Annotated in this window: 13 protein-coding genes and 1 CRISPR repeat array (1 of these 14 only partly in view); of the genes, 11 read left to right on the top strand and 2 right to left on the bottom strand. The window is 38.1% G+C overall.

Annotated elements, in window-relative coordinates:
* Positions 1–11: 11 nt before the first annotated feature.
* On the bottom strand, positions 12–872 hold the full coding sequence (locus ACT29I_RS00160) for a hypothetical protein (RefSeq protein WP_444792436.1): 861 nt from the start codon (positions 870–872) through the stop codon (positions 12–14).
* A gap of 956 nt (positions 873–1,828) precedes the next feature.
* Here ACT29I_RS00160 and ACT29I_RS00165 point away from each other — a divergent pair.
* Genes ACT29I_RS00165 through ACT29I_RS00180 form a run of 4 tightly spaced genes read left to right on the top strand, consistent with a single transcriptional unit; the run spans position 1,829 to position 5,801 of the window.
* Entirely contained in the window at positions 1,829–3,292 is a 1,464-nt protein-coding gene (locus ACT29I_RS00165) for a circularly permuted type 2 ATP-grasp protein (protein ID WP_430933410.1), read from the top strand.
* A 6-nt stretch (positions 3,293–3,298) separates the two neighbouring features.
* Positions 3,299–4,246 (top strand): alpha-E domain-containing protein, encoded by a 948-nt coding sequence (locus tag ACT29I_RS00170; protein WP_430933411.1) that lies wholly within the window; start codon positions 3,299–3,301, stop codon positions 4,244–4,246.
* 6 nt (positions 4,247–4,252) lie between these two features.
* The gene (locus tag ACT29I_RS00175) at positions 4,253–5,095 is read left to right on the top strand and encodes a transglutaminase-like domain-containing protein (protein ID WP_444792437.1); all 843 of its coding nucleotides are present in this window, start codon (positions 4,253–4,255) and stop codon (positions 5,093–5,095) included.
* A gap of 1 nt (position 5,096) precedes the next feature.
* The gene (locus tag ACT29I_RS00180) at positions 5,097–5,801 is read left to right on the top strand and encodes a peptidase (protein ID WP_430933413.1); all 705 of its coding nucleotides are present in this window, start codon (positions 5,097–5,099) and stop codon (positions 5,799–5,801) included.
* A 576-nt stretch (positions 5,802–6,377) separates the two neighbouring features.
* Here the strand turns inward: ACT29I_RS00180 and ACT29I_RS00185 are convergent.
* Positions 6,378–9,914 carry a transglutaminase family protein gene (locus ACT29I_RS00185; protein WP_430933414.1) on the bottom strand — a complete coding sequence of 1,179 codons (3,537 nt, stop codon included), beginning with the start codon at positions 9,912–9,914 and terminating at the stop codon, positions 6,378–6,380.
* A 353-nt stretch (positions 9,915–10,267) separates the two neighbouring features.
* Here ACT29I_RS00185 and ACT29I_RS00190 point away from each other — a divergent pair, with 353 nt between their 5' ends.
* The 7 genes from ACT29I_RS00190 (at position 10,268) to cas2 (ending at position 18,587) form a co-directional block, all read left to right on the top strand.
* Positions 10,268–10,456 carry a hypothetical protein gene (locus ACT29I_RS00190; protein WP_430933415.1) on the top strand — a complete coding sequence of 63 codons (189 nt, stop codon included), beginning with the start codon at positions 10,268–10,270 and terminating at the stop codon, positions 10,454–10,456.
* A gap of 100 nt (positions 10,457–10,556) precedes the next feature.
* Positions 10,557–10,721, top strand: a complete 165-nt coding sequence (locus tag ACT29I_RS00195) for a hypothetical protein (protein ID WP_444792438.1) — start codon at positions 10,557–10,559, stop codon at positions 10,719–10,721.
* A 571-nt stretch (positions 10,722–11,292) separates the two neighbouring features.
* The gene (locus tag ACT29I_RS00200; RefSeq protein WP_430933417.1) at positions 11,293–11,679 is read left to right on the top strand and encodes an HU family DNA-binding protein; all 387 of its coding nucleotides are present in this window, start codon (positions 11,293–11,295) and stop codon (positions 11,677–11,679) included.
* 171 nt (positions 11,680–11,850) lie between these two features.
* Positions 11,851–16,464 carry a type II CRISPR RNA-guided endonuclease Cas9 gene (cas9, locus tag ACT29I_RS00205; RefSeq protein ID WP_444792439.1) on the top strand — a complete coding sequence of 1,538 codons (4,614 nt, stop codon included), beginning with the start codon at positions 11,851–11,853 and terminating at the stop codon, positions 16,462–16,464.
* 82 nt (positions 16,465–16,546) lie between these two features.
* Entirely contained in the window at positions 16,547–17,143 is a 597-nt protein-coding gene (locus tag ACT29I_RS00210) for a transposase (protein ID WP_444792440.1), read from the top strand.
* A gap of 123 nt (positions 17,144–17,266) precedes the next feature.
* Positions 17,267–18,169, top strand: coding sequence for a type II CRISPR-associated endonuclease Cas1 (gene cas1, locus ACT29I_RS00215; protein WP_444792441.1), 903 nt, complete (start codon positions 17,267–17,269; stop codon positions 18,167–18,169).
* Positions 18,170–18,248: 79 nt separating this feature from the next.
* Positions 18,249–18,587 carry a CRISPR-associated endonuclease Cas2 gene (gene cas2 / locus ACT29I_RS00220; RefSeq protein WP_430937364.1) on the top strand — a complete coding sequence of 113 codons (339 nt, stop codon included), beginning with the start codon at positions 18,249–18,251 and terminating at the stop codon, positions 18,585–18,587.
* A gap of 117 nt (positions 18,588–18,704) precedes the next feature.
* Positions 18,705–19,075: a CRISPR direct-repeat array (repeat unit 47 nt; unit sequence CATGTCAAAGACCGCATTAAATATACAAATTGAAAGCAATTCACAAC); it runs 1,677 nt beyond the window's last position.

Raw genomic sequence — 19,075 nt, forward strand, 5'->3', positions numbered from 1 at the left:
CAGTATATATTTTAACCTCCAAATGGGATAACAAATCCTATAATTGGAAAGGCAACGAATGAATCACTTCCGGTATTAATAGGCATGGCAAACATATAATCCAACGAAGCCTTTTTCCATATCCATCTTCCTCCTAACGATAAACAACCACTTCCTCCGGGGAAAAGATAGTTTTCGGTTATAAAATATCCTCTATTTGAGGTTCTGGCTAAAGCACTAATATTTACAACAGGAGATTTGGCCCAATGGCTACCCGTATAACCATAAGATAGGGCAATGGATAAATTATTGTCGCGCGAACCAAAGGTTGAAGTACCATAAACCAGCCCATATGAATCAGCGTCTTCACCCAATATAGTGCCTATCAATGCCCCGGCTCCAATATTGAACTTTTCCTCTACAATTGGAAAAGATAGCTTAGGTGCCAGCATAACGGGTGTAGGGGCGCCATTGAACAAGAAAAACGGTATTATGGTTACCCCGAGCGAGAATTGATCTGTTATTCCAATGGAGAATTGATTCCAGAAAATATAAATATTTTGATAATACCCTTCGCCCTTTTTTAATCCATAACCGTTAGGGGCCCAGAAATAGCGCGATGATTGACGGTTTTCAAACCAGTATTTGCCATCTTTTATCCGTTGGATATTTACTGATCTTCTTGATTTGATCTCTTTTTTTTGAATAGTGATTAGTCCTAACTTGTCAGAACTGAATTTTAAAAGAAGAGAATCTTCCTCTATTATCTGCCCGAAGAATTCATTGCCATCGGTAGTCTCAATATATACCAATGTTGAATCTGCGCTTTTTTCCTGGCAATACGTAATGGAAGCTAGAAAAAGCATAACGATTATATAAAGTGAAGTTTTCATATCTGTTGTTTTGGTATCGTAAAGTTACGATGAGGGGCAGGTGAAAACAATGTTTTGAAGGTGCAGAATATGGCACTAAGAGCAATGGGTTAAATGAAAATTTATTGGAAAGTACTTCTTTTAATCACTTCTTAAAGGTTAGTTGCAGAAAATGCAATTATCATTTATGGAATTTGTTGAAAACGTTTTAGTGCTTGTAAGGAATTGAGGAAAAGAAAAAAGGAATAACTGTTTGTATCCCGCACCCCCTGCCCAATTACTCAAAGTCATCGGGTGATTAATTATCACAATAGACAAACGCCCCCGAAACGGGCGTATAGGAATATTTTCCTTCGGTACTAAGGCCTTATTGTGCTATGTTTCTAATACCAACCAATAAAACAGGTATAGTTGATTATACAAATCAATTAGAAAGGATAAACCTTTTGTAAAGGTTCAAACCTTGGAACAGTGGAACCATATTTTAGTGTGTTTTATGGAACCTGCCGTTAAACCCGCCCTATGCCTTAGAAATCCTGTTACGCTATTAAACTACTTCAGAACAAGGCCTTTCGCTAAGTTGCTTCAACTCCCCAGAGCGGTGCTCCCGAAGGTATTCGTGACAAGTTATGCCTCGTTTCAGCAACGCCTTGTTGTATGGAGTTTAAATGCTCATGACGTACCTCCAATACATATTCCCGGTTAAACATATATTTTACACCGCCATTTTATTTTTGTAGCTGTGTTATTTTGCTTCAACTGAATAAAAAAAATGGTTTAATTGGCTATGTTTACTAATGTATGATGGGGTGTGTGAAATAAAAGTACCTAAATGAGCTTTTGGTGTCAGCTGAGCCGGTGGTTATTGTTAAAAAAAAACAAAAAAAGCATTAATAAAAATATGGAGCACATTAATTTTCTTATATTGCGTTATTAGTAAAGAAATTTTTGATGTATTCGCCAAATACCAAAAGTGTATGAAAGAATTGAAATCAGGGCTGCTTTCTTCATATGAAATTAACGATCATATTTTGGATGAAGTATTTACAAAAGATGGATTGCCTAACGAACAATACAGCGATCTATATAAACGATTTAACGAATACTCTTTGCCCGATTTTGATCGGATAAATAAAGAGGTTAAAGAAGCTTTTTTTAACCAGGGAATTACCTTTTCGGTCTATTTTGAAGATAAAAAGCCTGACGAAAGAATCTTTCCCTTTGATTTATTTCCGCGCATCATTCCGGGGAAGGAGTGGGATATGCTCGAAAAAGGTATATTCCAACGCAACAAGGCCTTAAATCTGTTTCTTTATGATATTTATAACGAGCAAAAAATACTCAAGGACAAAGTAGTGCCGCAAGACCTAATTTTCTCTTCCAAGCATTATTTAAAGGAAATGGTGGGTTTTGAGCCTCCGGGAAAAATCTATACCCATGTAGCCGGAACAGATATTATAAAACATAACGACGGTCAATATTACGTGCTTGAAGACAACCTTCGCTGCCCTTCGGGTGTAAGTTATGTGCTCTCCAACCGCCTGGCCTTGCGGAAATCACTCTTTGAGATGTTTGACAAACTGAAAACGAAACCTGTTTATGAGTATCCTGAAAGATTGCTCGAGGTATTAAAGACGGTTAAACCGGCTGGGGTTGATGTTCCAACCGTGGTTATCGTTACTCCGGGGATGTACAACTCAGCTTACTACGAACATACTTATTTGGCACAGACCATGGGGGTTCAGTTGGTGGAAGGGAGAGATTTATTTGTGGAGAGGGATTTTGTGTATATGAAAACCATTCATGGTCCCATAAAGGTTGATGTTATATATCGTAGGGTGGATGATGAATTTATTGATCCTTTATGTTTCAAGGAAGATTCTATGCTGGGCGTTCCGGGACTTATGAGTGCCTACCGAAAGGGAAACGTGAACCTGGCAAACGCTCCGGGAACCGGTGTTTCGGACGATAAGGCTGTTTACCATTATGTGCCGGACATCATCAAGTACTACTTAAACGAAGAACCTATTTTAAATAACGTAAAAACCTATCACTGCGGAAATCAGGACGATTTGAAATATGTATTGGAGAATGTGGACAAACTGGTGGTGAAGCCGGTGGACGAATCGGGAGGGTACGGTATCAGCATCGGGAATAAACTAACCAAAGAAGAAATAGAACAAGTAAAAAAACAGATAAAATCAGATCCTCGAAAATATATTGCGCAGCCCATTATGAGTTTGTCAACCCATGCTACTTACATCGAGGAGGAACAAAAATTTGAACCCCGGCATGTGGACTTAAGGACGTTTTGTTTAATGGGTGATGATGAAAATTATATATTGCCGGGAGGTTTAACGCGTGTTGCGCTTAAAAGAGGTAATTTGATTGTGAATTCTTCGCAAGGAGGAGGTTCAAAAGATACTTGGGTTATAAAATAAGGGTTTATGAATGTAATGTTATCAAGAGTAGCAGGTAATTTGTACTGGATGGGCAGATATGTGGAAAGAGCCGAACATATTGCCCGATATGTGAAAGAATTGTATTTTTCATCCATTGATGCGCCAATAGAGGAAATGGACAGCAGAAAGTTTGTGTTGGAATCCATTTTGTATATGGTGGGTATATTTGATATGGATGATTGCGATGAAAGGGAGGTGCTGTATAAAATCGGTTTCGACAAGGAGAACAGCAATTCGTTGTTTAGCATTATTACCCTGGCACGCGAAAATGCCAGGGGTGCGCGAAACGAAATTTCAAGCGAGATTTGGGAGTCTATTAATACACATTATCATTATTTTAATACTTACCCGGTGGAAAACTATTTAACCGCGGGTTTGTATGATGTCATGCAAAAAATACTGGAGCAAACTTCGGTAGTGAGGGGTAAAATATATGGCTCCATATTACATGACGAAACATGGTCGCTGATATCATGTGCCATGCATATTGAGCGTTCGTTGCAAATGGTGAGGATTATCAATTCCAAACTGCACGACGTGTATAAAATTAAGGAGTTGGGATACCCGGTTACCAAATTGAGCTTTGAGTGGACAACGCTTTTACGTTGTACGGAATCCTTTGATATGAACCGCAAATATTATCGTTCTATCCCAAATAAACACGAGGTTCTTGAGTTTTTAATGCTTAACGAGCACAATCCAAGGTCGTTACAATACAGCATAAACAGAATAGCTGCTTATCTTTCGCACATATCCGAATCGAAATATATTGAGGAGGGTTCCATTGAATATAAAATCAATAAGCTGAATGCGCAATATAATTATTTTACTATTGATGAGTTTAAAGATGATATCTATAAATTATTAAACTATACCAAGGAAACCTTGTTTGAAATAAGTCAAGATTTTGAAAAGAAATATCTCTCGTATTAAATAACAATGGAATTTAGTATTTCATATTCTATAGAAAATAAATATGAAAATCCGGTCACAAAATCGTTTTTTCAAATTTTAGCAATCCCCGCTGTTTACGTAAATCAAAATATTTCGGAACTGGATATTAAGTGTAGCCTAAAAAGTACAGAATACTTTGCTAAAAATAGCTTTGGGTTTAATGTGTTGCAATATACCCGGCAAGAACCCATCGATGCTTTTAGTTTTCATCTGGATGTAAAGGTGAAAGTGAAGCATCAAAATCCCTTTAATTTTATTCCCTGGCCTCCGCAGGAAGAGTTGCAAAGACTTTCCTCCGATGCCTTTAAGCTTGAGCATTTTTTATTTTTGCGGCCAACGCCCCTTACTGATATTCCCAAAGAAGTGGCAGAGGGTTTTATTTCATTTAAGAATGAAATGGGGGTGTTGAATTTTTTGCGGGAGCTGAATCAAAAAGTGAATGGCGCCATGCAATATACCGTGGATGTTACCACCACAAAGACTGCGGCTCTGGAAGCCTTTTGCCTGGAAAAAGGCGTGTGCCAGGATTATACCCATATTTTTATTTCCATAGCCCGGCAATTTGGCATACCTTGCAGATACGTTAGTGGATATATGAACCCGGGATTTTCACATATCGGAACCAGCCAAACACATGCCTGGGCCGAAGCGTTTATCCCCCATGTGGGATGGATTGGGTTTGACCCCACTAATAATTTGCTTGTTAATCATCATTATATTAAAATTGCACACGGAACAGATTATAATGATTGTAGCCCGATTAAAGGGATTATTCAAACCGTTGGGGAACAAAAGCACACCCATAAAGTAACCGTAATTAATCAGTAAAATGACTTTTTGTATTGGAATTAAAAGTAAAACAGGCGTAATAGCCCTGTCAGATACACGCATAAGCAGTGGTTTGGGAATCTCAACTTCGAAAAAGGTATTGACTTATCAGGACGGAAGGAATTCTTTTTTTGTTATGTCATCCGGGTTGCGCTCTATCCGGGATAAGGTAAAGAATTTTTTTGAGGATAAATTGGACCATCAATATCCGGATAAATTATATAAAGCAGCAGACCTATTGGGTGAAACGGTTAAAAAAGTCCGGCATCAGGATTTGAAAGATTTAACTGCCAGCAACTTTATGTTTGATGCTCATTTTATCGTGGGCGGGCAGTGTGAAAATGATAAAAAGGCATCTTTGTTTTTGATACTTCCAGAGGGGAATTGGGTGGAAGTATCGGATGAATCTCCCTATGTGATTATCGGGAATACCGGTTTTGGCAAACCTATTTTAAGAAGGCTTTTGCACGAAGAAATAACCTTTGACATGGCCATAAAAGTGGCTTATTTGTCGTTTGATGCGACTTATAAAAATGCCAGCGATGTGGATTTTCCGGTTGATTTTATACTGTATAAAAATGGATCAAAAGAATTGATGGAGTTTCGCAAGACAGAGCAGGAGTTAAAGGATACATCAACCGAATGGAATCAAAAGTTAGTGGATGCAGCCAATGCATTGCCGCCGTTTATTCATTTTGAGGATTAAGGCCGGCAAGTTGTAATGGGTATTATAAAAGGAAACAGACACCAACGAGAAACGACAAAAAAAATATAGTATACGAATGTTCTGTTGCCCTTGCAGGGTGATTGAATAGGATAACTTGTAACAGACCCCGGATGATTACCCGGGGTTTTTTATTGAGCGTTAGAATAAACCCAAAATTGGCATTCATTCAATGCCCTAAGGCTTACACTGCTTACACCCGTCCTATGCATTAGGAATCCTGTTACGCCAACAAATTACTTCATAACACGGCGTTTCCTAACTTGCTTCAACTCACCGGAGCAGTGCTTCCGAAAATAATCGGGACAAGTTATGCCTTGTTTCTGCAGCGTCCGGTTTTATTGTACTTGCAATGCGCATGACGAACCCCCATACATAATCCGGGTTTAAATGCTCATTACGTAACTGTAACAACCCGGGTTACATACCGCAATGTGAGATTGTATACACCGGGATTCCCCGTTACGGCAGAAGCCTGCTGTCATTAGGAATTTTAAAGATTCCCAATGACAGATCTCGGATAAAAATGCTTCAAATTAAAATAGCACCCGCCAGGCGTTATTTTAATTTTTTGAGTTTTTGTTTTCTGATGTCAAAAGTGCAAGGGTATTCCGGATCGGATTCGATATTGGTTGGCACAAAAGCTACCGTGCTCACATTATCTGTTGTACCCGGTGTAATATACCGTTGAATGTCTCCCTGAATAAAAGAAATTTTACCGGGGGTATGGCTGGTGTTTTTATACATGTTAAAATCAGGATACTCGGGTTGGTACATTCCCTGTGTGTGATTGCCTTCGTAAAAACGCGATACCCTTCGTCCTTCGGCATCGTAGCTGTTTACCGGGAAGGTTTCGTAGGCTCTGCCGCCCGGATGATATACATGGTAGGTACATCCTGCAACCGCTTTTCCTGTCCAGGTATCAAAAATATCGAATACCAGAGGAGTGTCCACACCCAAATTCGGGTGCAGCGCCGAAGGGGGTTGCCAGGCCCGGTATCGTATGGAGGCCACGTATTCGCCGGCTTTACCTGTTTTTACCAATGGCACTTGCATCTGATTACATAACACTTTATGTCTCTCGTCGTTTAAGCCCTCCACTTTTATCTCTACCCGTTCTACCGACGAATCCACAAAACGTGCGGTTCCCGAGCTTGACATTTCCTCTCCAAGCACATTCCAGGGTTCAATGCCCGATCTCAAAGAAAGTTCGATGTGTTCGTAATTAATACGACCGATATGCGCGAAGCGGAATTCAAAGAAAGGTTCCAGCCACTCTATATCGAAATGGTATCCTGCATCATTGAGCTGGCTGACCACATCTTTCAAATCTTCCTTCACAAAATGGTGGGTCAAAAACTTATCGTGTAATGCTGTACCCCAGCGTACCAGTTTGCCCTTGTAGGGTTTTTTCCAAAACCATGCGAATAAAGTTCTGATAAGCAATAACTGCATCAGGCACATTTGCTTATTGGGTGGCATATCAAAGGCTCTTAATTCCAAAATACCCAATCTTCCGGACATAGAATCCGGTGAGTAGAGTTTGTCGATACAAAACTCTGCTCTATGGGTATTGCCTGTTAAGTCGATCAAGAGATTTCTTAAGGTTCGGTCAATCAGGTAAAAAGGTATTTCTTTTTCGCCGGGGTTTGGTATCTGGTCGAAAGCAATCTCCAGCTCGTACAACATTTCCTGACGTCCTTCGTCGACCCTTGGCGCCTGGCTTGTGGGACCCACGAAAGAGGTTGAAAACAAATAAGATAATCCCGGGTGGTGTTGCCAAAAAGTAATAAAGCTTCTTAATATATCAGGCCTTCTGAGCAAAGGTGAATCAGCCGGTTTTATTCCTCCCAGCGTAATGTGGTTTCCTCCGCCGGTACCCGTATGCTTGCCGTCTAGCATAAATTTTTCAGCACCTAGCCTGCACTCCCTGGCGCATTCAAAAAGCATGTTGTAGTTGCTTACCAGCTCGTTCCAGTTTTTTGAAGGATTGATGTTTACTTCAATTACGCCCGGATCTGGTGTTACCATCAATTTATCAATACGATTGTCGTATGGCGGGTTGTAACCTTCAATCACCACCTTCATTTTTAACTCTTCGGCCGTTAATTCAATGGCGGCCAACAGGTCTAAATAATGCTCGATAAGATCGGTTGGTGGGATAAAGATGTGCAGCCTTCCATCTCTTAATTCGGTCACCAGGGCTTTACGGATGGTAAATGTATCGTACAGGGGTTCATAATCGTCCTTTTTTTCTTTTTTGGTGCTAAAAGGCATGAACTTTTCTAGAAGGTTTTCTTCCTCTTCCTCCGCGTTGTGCTTTATTTTAGGCGGGTACAAAAGTTCGTCGGGAATGCTGTAGTCTGCTTCTTCCTTCGATCTTTGGTCCACTAACTGATGATAGTCGGGTAGTTCATCTACCTCTTCAAAGGGGCTGCGCTCATAGGGCTTTTGTCTTCTGGCTTCCGCCATATAGGGAAGGGAATTTAGCGGCAAGCGATGACCCACTTGCGAGTTGCCGGGTATTAAAAGTAATTTACGGCCATTAAATTCCCATGCACAGCTGATCCAGTTTTTCTTTTGGTAAGCCCATTCCAGGGGTAATACAAAAGCTACCGCTTTGTTTAAACCCCTGTCCAGTTGTTCCATCATGGATCTTCTTTCCAGGGAGTCGTTGAGGTTAATGTTAAGCGGGTCAATGTTTTTGGGTAGGTTTCTTTCTTCCCATAAATAATAAAACGCATCTTCGTAGGCGGGCATGGCATTGTTTTTTTCTACGCCAAGCTTAGTGGCCAGTACTTTTATGAAGTTTTCTACGTCTGCATTGGTGTAATGGTGTTTTTGGCTCACATCCGCAAACAATTTTTTGTTTTTCCAGATGGGTTTATCGTCTTTTCTCCAGTAAAGCGACATTTGCCAGCGCGGAGTAGGTTCGCCCGGATACCATTTGCCCTGACCGTATTGATGCAGGGTACCGTAGCCTATTTTTTCGCTTAGCTTGTGAAGCAGTTGGTAGGCCAGCTCTCTTTTTTCTTTTCCGTCGGCATCGGTGTTCCATTGCGGAGACTCCATGTCGTCCATAGACACAAAGGTAGGTTCCCCGCCCATGGTAAGCCGTACGTCGCCCTCTTCGAATTCCCTTTCCACCTGATCGCCAAGCGCCATAATGTTAATCCATTGCTGATCGGAAAAGGGTTTGGTGACGCGAGGGTCTTCGTGGATTCTTTTTACATCGTTAACAAAGCTGAACTCCACTTCGCATTTATCCGTAGCCCCGGTTATTGGTGAAGCACTTCCGTAGTCGGGCGTGCAACATAATGGAATATGCTCTTCGCCCGCAAATAAACCTGAGGTGGCATCCAGTCCAATCCATCCCGCTCCCGGAATATAAACCTCGCACCAGGCATGCAAGTCTGTAAAATCTTCCTCGGGGCCGGAAGGACCGTCTATTGATTTTTCATCTGACTTTAACTGTACCAGATAACCTGATACAAAGCGGGAAGCAATGCCCAGGTGCCGCATGATTTGAACCATTAGCCAGGCAAAATCCCTGCACGAGCCTTTCTTCTTTTCCAAAGTCTCTTCGCAAGTGTATACGCCGGTTTCCAATCGAATGGTATAATCCAGATCGTCATATAGCATTTGATTGACATCCCTTAAGAACTCAACAATTTTATCGTTTTTGATATTCTTAATTTTTTTGAGCCATTTCATCAATAATGGCCCGCTTTCAACGATCTCGAAATATGGCGTCAGCTCTTTTTTTTCTACTTTCTGGTACGCAAAAGGAAACGTTTGCGCATATTCTTCCACGAAAAAATCAAAGGGGTTGACCACAGTCATTTCTGCAATCACTTCAACTTCCACTTTTAATTCCTTGAGTTTATCTTTAAAGACCACACGTGCCAGGTAATTGCCAAAAGCATCCTGCTGCCAATTGATAAAATGTTCTTTGGGTGAAATATTTAATGAGTAGGAATGAATGCGCGTGCGTGAATGCGGCGCCGGTCTTAACCGGATTACGTGCGGGGAGGCTGATACTAGTCTGTCGTACTTATAGTAGGTGTTGTGCCGGATTGCTACTTTTATTGCCATGGTTGCTAGTTTATGTATACCGTCAAATGTATAACCTTTATTCCAAAAAAAAATATTAAGAAGTCTTAAATTACTATTGGGGAGTTAGCCGTATATGCTGCCTCTTGATGACTCGGGCTAAATATAGGCTAAATTAATGATTGTTAGCCAGCGTAGAACAACCTGTTTTTTTGCTTTGGTTCAGGATCTGGGAAAAGGGTAATAAACCCTTAAAACGAATCAATACCGTTCATTAAACCCGGATTATGCTTTAGAACTTTGTCGTGAACATTGAAAGTGCAATCTTACTAGGTTTTCATCGTTATGGTGAGTTGAATTGAAGCAGCGGAGTGTCTTGTTTTGAAACAATTTCAATGTGTAATAGATTTTCTAATGCATATTGCGGGTTAAACTTATGTTTTACCTATTTAACTTCCGCAAACAAGTTCGATGATTTTGTGGATGACGGAACAGATTGTCATGGCAAGCACATTCCTGGTATTCCTGATGTTAACCTCACAGGTGAAGTGGCAGGGAGCCGGCAACGTTTTATAATAATCTAATCATCATTTCCAAGGCAGTCCATACCTGATCGATGCCAACTCCAAACCTTACTTCACTTAACGTAAATCTAACATTAAAGTATGGCTGGATATTCATTTGATGAAGCCAAAGGCCTATTTTTATCTGGGCGCGGATAACCTTTTTGATACGCGTAATGCTTCCATGGTAATTATCAATGTTAATGCTTTTGGTAACAGTCTGCCAAGGTATTACTATCAGGGATCGCCTTTTAATGTTTTTGGCGGGGTGAAGTTTGTGTTTTAGGGAATGGATTCTTTCTATATTTCTGTATAAGATATCTATTGTACACAGGCCCCGGTCGCACCGACAAGGTTCTGAACTTTGGAAAAGGTAGAAACTATAAATTAATCTATTTTATATCATTTGTTACCGGATCTGATGGGCCCCGCGCCTTCTAAGGCAGGGGTAAAGGAATTGATGCACACACTTTAGGTAAGGTTGGGTTAGCGAACAGTCTGCGTTCTAAAATCAATGTAAAACTAGCTAACTACCTCCAATGGTACTATTTGTTATTATGCTAGCATGCGTTTCGCCAATGATGTGATCGTGCTTTAAAAGGAATGGAGGGAAAAGCTAAGGTAACAAAAAACGACACTAACAAATGCCAGTGCCGCTTTGAATGTTTTCACAACGGAATAATCCTTATTGTGAATTGCTTCAATATTGTATGAAAGCAAATTTAGCAATAAATAGCACGCAAGCAAGGATATTTACAAAATTTTTAATTGATACTAGTTGATTTCATTATTTGTTTTGTTAATTAAATATTTTAACTTTATTAACGTTTATTTTATTTAACTAAAACAATAACCTCATGTCAATTAAGATTAAAGTTGTTGAAAAAGGCCAACCTGGCGTGGCAGGTGGCGGTATTAAAAAGTTTTATGCCAGTGCTACTACCAATGGTGAGATGACCTTAACCAAACTTACCAAACGTATTGAACAAACCAGTACAGTTAATGGAGCAGATATTAGAGCCGTGTTGTATGCTATGGTTGAAACTATGCAAGATGCACTGGAAGATGGTCAAATTGTTCGTTTGGGCGATTTGGGTAGTTTACGCATTAGTGTAAGTAGTAACGGCGAAGAAACTGCCGAAGATGTTACTTCGCGCTCCATTAAAAGCGCAAAAACGGTATTTACGCCCGGTAAAAACCTAAAGAGCATGCTCAAGACTTTGGAGTATGAAAAGCAATCTTGAAAAGTAAGTTTTTAGCGCTCAAAAAAAACGTAATGAGGTTTTACCAAAAAACACACTACGTTTTTGTGAAAAACACACGTCTTTTTTTTTAGAAACACGTGTGTTTTTTTAATGATGTAAGGCAGGTGTTGTAAGTGGTGGATTTATAGACAAGTATAACTAAACGAAATTATGAAGAAAATATTAGGGCTGGATTTGGGAACCAACAGCATTGGTTGGGCCATGATTAAGCAAGATTTTGAAAATAAAGAAGGTGAAATATTGGGATTGGGAAGTCGGATAATCCCAATGAGTCAAGATGTATTGGATAATTTTGGGAAAGGACAAAGTCATTCTCAAACAGCAGATAGAACACATTATAGAGGAGTGCGACGTTTATATCAAAGAGATAATTTAAGGAGAGAACGTTTGCACAGGGTATTAAATATTTTGGACTTTTTGCCAAAACATTATTGCGAAGCGATTGATTTTGAAAATAGCAAAGGACAGTTTAAAGAAGCTAAGAACGGAGAAAAAGAAGTTAAATTAAATTATTTACCGGTTTGGAATGAAGAAAAAGGTAAAACAGACTTTGAATTTATTTTTAAAGAAAGTTTTAACGAGATGGTTAAGGAATTTAATGAAGCAGGGCAAGATATTAAGATTCCATATGATTGGACACTCTATTATTTACGTAAAAAGGCACTGACCGAAAAAATTACAAAAGAAGAGTTGGCTTGGATACTACTTAACTTTAATCAAAAGCGGGGGTACTATCAGTTAAGAGGGGAAGATGAAGAAAATGATGATACTAAAAAGGAGGAGTTCTTTGCTTTAATAGTGGATAGAGTAGAAGCAACTGATGATAAAAATGCAAAAGGTATTTGGTATAATGTAGTGCTTGAAAATGGTTGGGTTTATAGGCGTCAAAGTAAAGATCCTTTAGATTATTGGGTAGGGAAAACAAAAGAATTTATTGTTACCACCCAATTAGATAATGATGGTTCTCCAAAGTTGGATAAAGATGGGGAGGTAAAACGTAGCTTTAGAGCTGTAGATTCAGAAAAAGACTGGATTGCGATTAAGCAAAAAACAGAAAAGGACATAGATAACTCGGAAAAAACAGTAGGGCAATATATTTATGAAACTCTTTTAAGTGAGCCAACACAAAAAATACGAGGAAAGCTGGTTCGTACAATAGAACGTAAGTTTTATAAAAAAGAACTAAAAGCTATTCTTGCGAAACAATGCAGCCTGCATGAAGAGTTAAAGGATAGGGAGTTATATAAATCGTGTATAAAAGAGTTATATCCGAATAATGAAGCCCATCGGATTAACATTAGCGATAAAGATTTTCTTTATCTGTTTTTAGATGACATTATCTTTTACCAGCGACCTTTAAAAAGTAAAAAGTCTACTATTGCGGCATGCTCATATGAATCTCGTACTTTCAAAAAAGTTATAAAAGAGAAAATATATGGTGGAGAGGAGATTGAAAAAGAAGTATTGATAAAAGAGGGAATTAGAGCTATTCCAAAATCGCATCCATTATTTCAGGAATTTCGTTTGTGGCAGTTTTTAAGCAACCTCAAGGTTTATAGAAAAGAAGCCAAGAGCGATGTTGATGTAACCAACAAATTTATTAGTGGGGAGGAGGATTGGGTTGAATTGTTTGATTTTTTCAATACAAAGAAAGAAATTGAGCAAAAGAATTTAATTGACCACTTTGTAAAGAAGAAACTTATCCCAAAAACAGAGAAGGGGCTTTATAGATGGAATTATGTAGAAGATAAAAGATACCCGGGTAACGAAACCAGATCGGAATTTGCTTCGCGATTGTCTAAGGTGAATGATGTTGTAAAAGATTTTTATTTTGACAATAAAACAGAGCAACATTTATGGCACATTGTATATTCCGTTAAAGATAAAACAGAGTTTGAAGCTGCATTAGGCACTTTTGCGAAGGAATATGGATTTGATATAGAGTCATTTGTTAAGAGTTTTGTTAAGTTTCCGCCGTTTAGTAATGACTATGGTTCTTACTCACAAAAGGCATTAAGTAAATTGTTGCCGCTTATGCGTTTAGGGAAATATTGGGATAAAAATCAGATTCAAAAAACAACTTTAGAAAGGATTAACAAAATTATTGATGGAGAGTTTGATGGGGGGATTAAGGATAGAGTGAGAGAAAAAACTAAATATTTAAATAATGTTGGTGATTTTAAAGGTATGCCGCTTTGGTTAGCGTGTTATGTTGTTTATAATAGACATGCGGAGAGTAGCGATGGTGCAAAGTGGAATACGCCAAACGATATTGATAAATACTTGAATGAGTTTAAGCAACATAGTTTAAGAAATCCAATAGTAGAGCAAGTAGTAACGGAAACTTTACGGGTTGTAAGAGATATTTGGACGGTGTATGGCAAAGGAGAAAATAAATTCTTTGATGAGATTCATGTAGAACTGGGTCGAGATATGAAGAATCCGGCAGATAAACGTAAAAGTATATCGGCCAGAAGTATCGAAAATGAAAATACCAACATTCGAATTCGTGAAGTGCTTAAGGAATTAATGAATGATGGCAATGTTGAAGGCGATGTTAAAGCATATTCTCCAAGTCAGCAAGAAATCCTAAAAATATACGAAGAAGGTATTGTCAACAATCCCGATGCGGATTATTCTCAAATGAGCGAAGATGATGTTGCCAAAATTCGGAAAAATAATTCACCATCGAATTCAGATATCAAACGTTATAAGCTTTGGTTGGAGCAGGGATATGTTTCGCCTTATACGGGGCAGATGATTCCTTTAAGTAAATTGTTTACTACAGATTATCAAATTGAACATATTATTCCTCAAGCGCGATATTTTGATGACTCGCTGAGCAATAAGGTGATTTGTGAAAGTGAAGTGAACCATTTAAAAAGTAACAAAACAGCGTATGAGTTTTTGAAAACAAATGGGGGCGAGATTGTTGAATTATCGGCAGGGAGAAGTGTAAGACTTTTTTCGATAGGTGAATATGAAGCTCACTGTAGTCGTTATTTTAAAAATAACCGGATTAAACTTCAGAAGTTGATGAGCGAAGATATCCCGGAGGGATTTATCCAGCGCCAAATGAATGACAGCAGATATATCAGCAAATTAGTAAAGTCTTTGTTAAACAATATTGTTAAAGATGGCGATGAAATCGATACTATATCTCCAAATGTTGTTCCAGTAACAGGTTCTATTACAAATAAACTAAAACAAGACTGGGGCTTAAATGATAAATGGAATGAACTGGTGGCTCCTCGCTTTAAACGTTTAAATGAGTTGACTGGAACTAACAATTTTGGATATTTTGATAGTTCCATCAATGCGTTTAGGTGCGATGTGCCAGATGAATTGAAGAAAGGTTTCAGTAAAAAACGTATCGACCATAGACACCATGCCATGGATGCATTGGTGATAGCCTGTACTACCCGTAAGCATATTCATTATTTAAACGCTTTAAATGCAGAAAATGAAAATTATGCCTTGCGTGATAGCTTGTTGGTGCGGAACGATAAAGGAGACTACAAAAAAACAATGTTAATGCCATGGAATAGGTTTCCGGTTGATGCCTTGAATGCTTTGGAAAGTACCGTAGTGAGTTTTAAACAAAATACTCGTGTCATTAATAAAACCAACAACAAAACCTTGCAGTGGGTTAAACAAAGTGATGGTAAGTTAAAAAAGCAATTGGTTTTACAAACTAAGGGAGATAATTGGGCTATACGAAAGCCGTTGCATAAAGAAACTGTGAGTGGAGCTGTACATGTTAGAGTTACAAAACAAGTATCTTTTACCAATGGATTAAAAGATTGGAAAAATCTTGTGGATAAGAAGTTGAAAAAGTTGGTTCAAGGATTGTTTGCTGCAGGCATGAACGAAAAAGAGATTGCTAAACATTTTAAAAAACACCCATATAAAGTAGATGGAAAAAATGTTTCGCAATTAAGAGTTTATAGTTATACTCAAAATGCTGCGGCTACTCGTACTTTGTTAACAGAAAAGTTTACGCGTAAACAACTTGAAAGTGTCACCGATACGGGTATTAAAAATATACTTGAAAAACATTTGCTGAATTTCAAGGATGAAAAAGGTAAAGAGGATTTTGCAAAAGCATTTGGTCAGGATGGCTTAGAAGAGTTAAATAAAAATATAGTAGAATTAAACAATGGAGTTCCTCATCAACCTATATATAAAGTAAGAATTTTTGAAGAAGGAAATAAGTTTAAAGTTGGCTATAATGGTTCAAAAAGTTTAAAATTTGTAGAAGCTGCAAAAGGAACAAACTTGTTTTTTGCTATTTATTGGAATGAAGAAAAACAGAAAAGAGAATATGAAACAATACCGTTAAATGTTGTTATTGAACATCAAAAGCAAGTTGCTCACTTACCTAAAGAGGAAAGAACGCTTGTTCCAATAAATAAAGAAAAAGGTATGTTTTTATTTTCGCTTTCGCCTAATGACTTGGTTTATATACCTACTGATGAGGAAATGGAAAATCCCATTATTATAAGTTTTAACAATTTAAATGTGGAGCAGGTAAGACGGATTTATAAAATGATAAGTAGTAGTGGTAACCAATGTTTTTTTGTAAAATCGGAAGTTTCAAGTTCAATTTGGAATAAAAATGAGTTCTCGGCTTTGAATAAAATGGAAAAGAATATTGAAGGAGTTATGGTAAAAGAAAAGTGTTGGAAGTTACAAGTAAACCGTTTAGGTCAAATCATTTCTGTAACCAACCATTTAGGAAAAATAGTTCAAGTAGGTGAATAATTATATACTTAGCGGTTTCGCCAAAACTGGCGAAACCGCTAAAAATTAAAAATATAATAAGCGAACATTAAAAAACAAAATCATGCCTCCACGTAACTTTCGTATACCGATACAGGAAGAAAAGTTTTATCATATATGGAATCGGGGTAATAATCGTGAAAACTTGTTTTATAATAATGGCAACTACGAATATTTTCTCCGTTTGTATGCCGAAAAAATGGACGATGTATTAGAAACGTATGCTTTTTGTTTATTGCCAAATCATTTTCATTTGTTGGTACGAACTAAGCTGTTTCGCTATCATAGCCAAACAGCTACAAATATGAATCCGGTTAGTAATGCTTTTAAAAATTTTTTTGCAGCCTATTCGCAGGCTATTAATATTCAGCAAAAACGTACCGGTAGTTTGTTTCAAAAGCCTTTTAAACGTTTGGAAGTAAAAACAACACAGCAGCTGGCTAATCTGGTTCATTATATACATATTAACCCACAGAAGCATGGCATATGCGATGACTTTAGATATTATCCCTGGAGCAGTTACGAACGAATGTTGAAAAACAAGCCATCAAAACTTAAAAAAGAAGAGGTGGTAACTTGGTTTGGTCATAGTGATAATTATTTGCGATATCATGCCCGGGATGTTGATTTAGATGTGATAAAAAATCTAATCATCGAATAAGTTCGAACATTTGTTTATCTAATGTTGTAATTCGTTAGTCAACTAAAATGTTTTATGTATCAACATATTAAAGCCTGGTTGTTTGTTGTGCGTATTGATTTATAGAACCTTAAATATGGAACTATGATTAAACGGACACTTTATTTTGGGAACCCTGCCTATTTGCATAAAAATAACCTACAGTTAAAAGTTCACGAACCAAAAACAAATAACGAACTTGGTTCTATTCCGATTGAAGATATAGGGGTAGTATTGCTCGACAATCCGCAAATTACATTAACCCATGCATTGATGTCTGCTTTGCTCGAACGAAATACGGCCATTATTAGTTGCGATAGCAAACATTTGCCCACCGGGCTTATGTTGCCACTCGAAGGCAATACCCTGCAAAGTGAACGTTTTCGGTATCAGGTTGAAGCCAGTGAACCCTTAAAGAAAAACCTCTGGCAACAAACAGTAAAGGCTAAGGTTGAAAATCAGGCAGCTCTCTTTCAACGCTTTGCTATTGATAACAAAAGGCTAAAGGCCTTGGTCCCGCAAATTCAAAGCGGCGACCCCGACAATATTGAAGGGAGAGCCGCATCGGTGTATTGGAAAATATTGTTCGAAGAAGATGATTTTACCCGTAACCGCTTTGGAGAAGCTCCTAATGCGCATTTAAACTATTGTTATGCCATACTTCGGTCCATTGTGGCACGTGCACTGGTTGGTAGTGGTTTGTTGCCAACATTGGGCATATTTCACAGAAATAAATACAATGCCTATTGTTTGGCCGATGATATTATGGAGCCTTATCGTCCGTTCTGTGATGAGCTGGTGTACGGTATGTGGAAAAAAGGCGAGATTAAGGATATAGAAATAACCCGCGAACATAAGGCCAAATTATTAAGCATTGCCAGTATGGATGTACTGTTCGACAAGCAAAAGAGTCCGCTGATGGTAGGTTTGAGCCGTACAACCAATTCATTGTTTGAGTGCTACAAGGGAGAGAGGCGTAAAATTATTTATCCGGAGTTTATGGCTTAATATAAGTTTATGAATTTATAAGCGCAGCTTTAAATATTTTGCCAATGCTTAAGTTCTGAAATATAATGTAAATACAATTATGTCGTTCGAAGCCATCAATCAATACAGAAATATGTGGGTACTTGTTCTATTTGATATTCCGGTAGAAACTAAAAAGCAGCGAAAGGCTGCAGCAAAGTTCCGAAAAGAACTATTGCAGGATGGTTTTGCCATGTTTCAGTTTTCGATATATATGCGCAATTGCCCCAGTCGCGAAAATGCCGATGTGCATATAAAAAGGGTAAAAAGTATGTTGCCCGAGTACGGACATATTGGTGTTTTAAAAATTACCGATAAACAATTTGGGATGATGGAGTTGTTTTATAGCAAAAAACCAAAAGAAAAACCGGAAATAGTTCAACAACTTCAGCTTTTCTAGTTATAGGTAGAAATTAAAATAGGTGTTTAAAAATAAAAACCAGATCCGTTTAGTTCTGGTTTTTATTTTCTAAGGTCTTTGTTAACTGTTTGTGAACTTTAATGTTGCGGCCAATACCATGTCAAAGACCGCATTAAATATACAAATTGAAAGCAATTCACAACTACATAAGCCCAAGCAAGCTGTAATAATAGCATGTCAAAGACCGCATTAAATATACAAATTGAAAGCAATTCACAACACAATCTGAACTTGTAAAAAGTAGGTACCTCATGTCAAAGACCGCATTAAATATACAAATTGAAAGCAATTCACAACGAGCTGCTGTGAAAAGTTCTGAATTTGTCACATGTCAAAGACCGCATTAAATATACAAATTGAAAGCAATTCACAACGGTTCATTCATTCCTGACTATGCTAGTCCGCATGTCAAAGACCGCATTAAATATACAAATTGAAAGCAATTCACAACACATGCTGGTCATCGG

This window comes from Saccharicrinis sp. GN24d3, from assembly GCF_052400645.1.
Classification (GTDB): domain Bacteria; phylum Bacteroidota; class Bacteroidia; order Bacteroidales; family Marinilabiliaceae; genus Saccharicrinis.

Coding starts and splice junctions, on each gene's coding strand:
- ACT29I_RS00160 (WP_444792436.1), bottom strand. CDS start 872: ATGAAAACTTCACTTTATATAATCGTTATGCTTTTTCTAGCTTCCATT.
- ACT29I_RS00165 (WP_430933410.1), top strand. CDS start 1,829: ATGAAAGAATTGAAATCAGGGCTGCTTTCTTCATATGAAATTAACGAT.
- ACT29I_RS00170 (WP_430933411.1), top strand. CDS start 3,299: ATGAATGTAATGTTATCAAGAGTAGCAGGTAATTTGTACTGGATGGGC.
- ACT29I_RS00175 (WP_444792437.1), top strand. CDS start 4,253: ATGGAATTTAGTATTTCATATTCTATAGAAAATAAATATGAAAATCCG.
- ACT29I_RS00180 (WP_430933413.1), top strand. CDS start 5,097: ATGACTTTTTGTATTGGAATTAAAAGTAAAACAGGCGTAATAGCCCTG.
- ACT29I_RS00185 (WP_430933414.1), bottom strand. CDS start 9,914: ATGGCAATAAAAGTAGCAATCCGGCACAACACCTACTATAAGTACGAC.
- ACT29I_RS00190 (WP_430933415.1), top strand. CDS start 10,268: ATGTGTAATAGATTTTCTAATGCATATTGCGGGTTAAACTTATGTTTT.
- ACT29I_RS00195 (WP_444792438.1), top strand. CDS start 10,557: ATGAAGCCAAAGGCCTATTTTTATCTGGGCGCGGATAACCTTTTTGAT.
- ACT29I_RS00200 (WP_430933417.1), top strand. CDS start 11,293: ATGTCAATTAAGATTAAAGTTGTTGAAAAAGGCCAACCTGGCGTGGCA.
- cas9 (WP_444792439.1), top strand. CDS start 11,851: ATGAAGAAAATATTAGGGCTGGATTTGGGAACCAACAGCATTGGTTGG.
- ACT29I_RS00210 (WP_444792440.1), top strand. CDS start 16,547: ATGCCTCCACGTAACTTTCGTATACCGATACAGGAAGAAAAGTTTTAT.
- cas1 (WP_444792441.1), top strand. CDS start 17,267: ATGATTAAACGGACACTTTATTTTGGGAACCCTGCCTATTTGCATAAA.
- cas2 (WP_430937364.1), top strand. CDS start 18,249: ATGTCGTTCGAAGCCATCAATCAATACAGAAATATGTGGGTACTTGTT.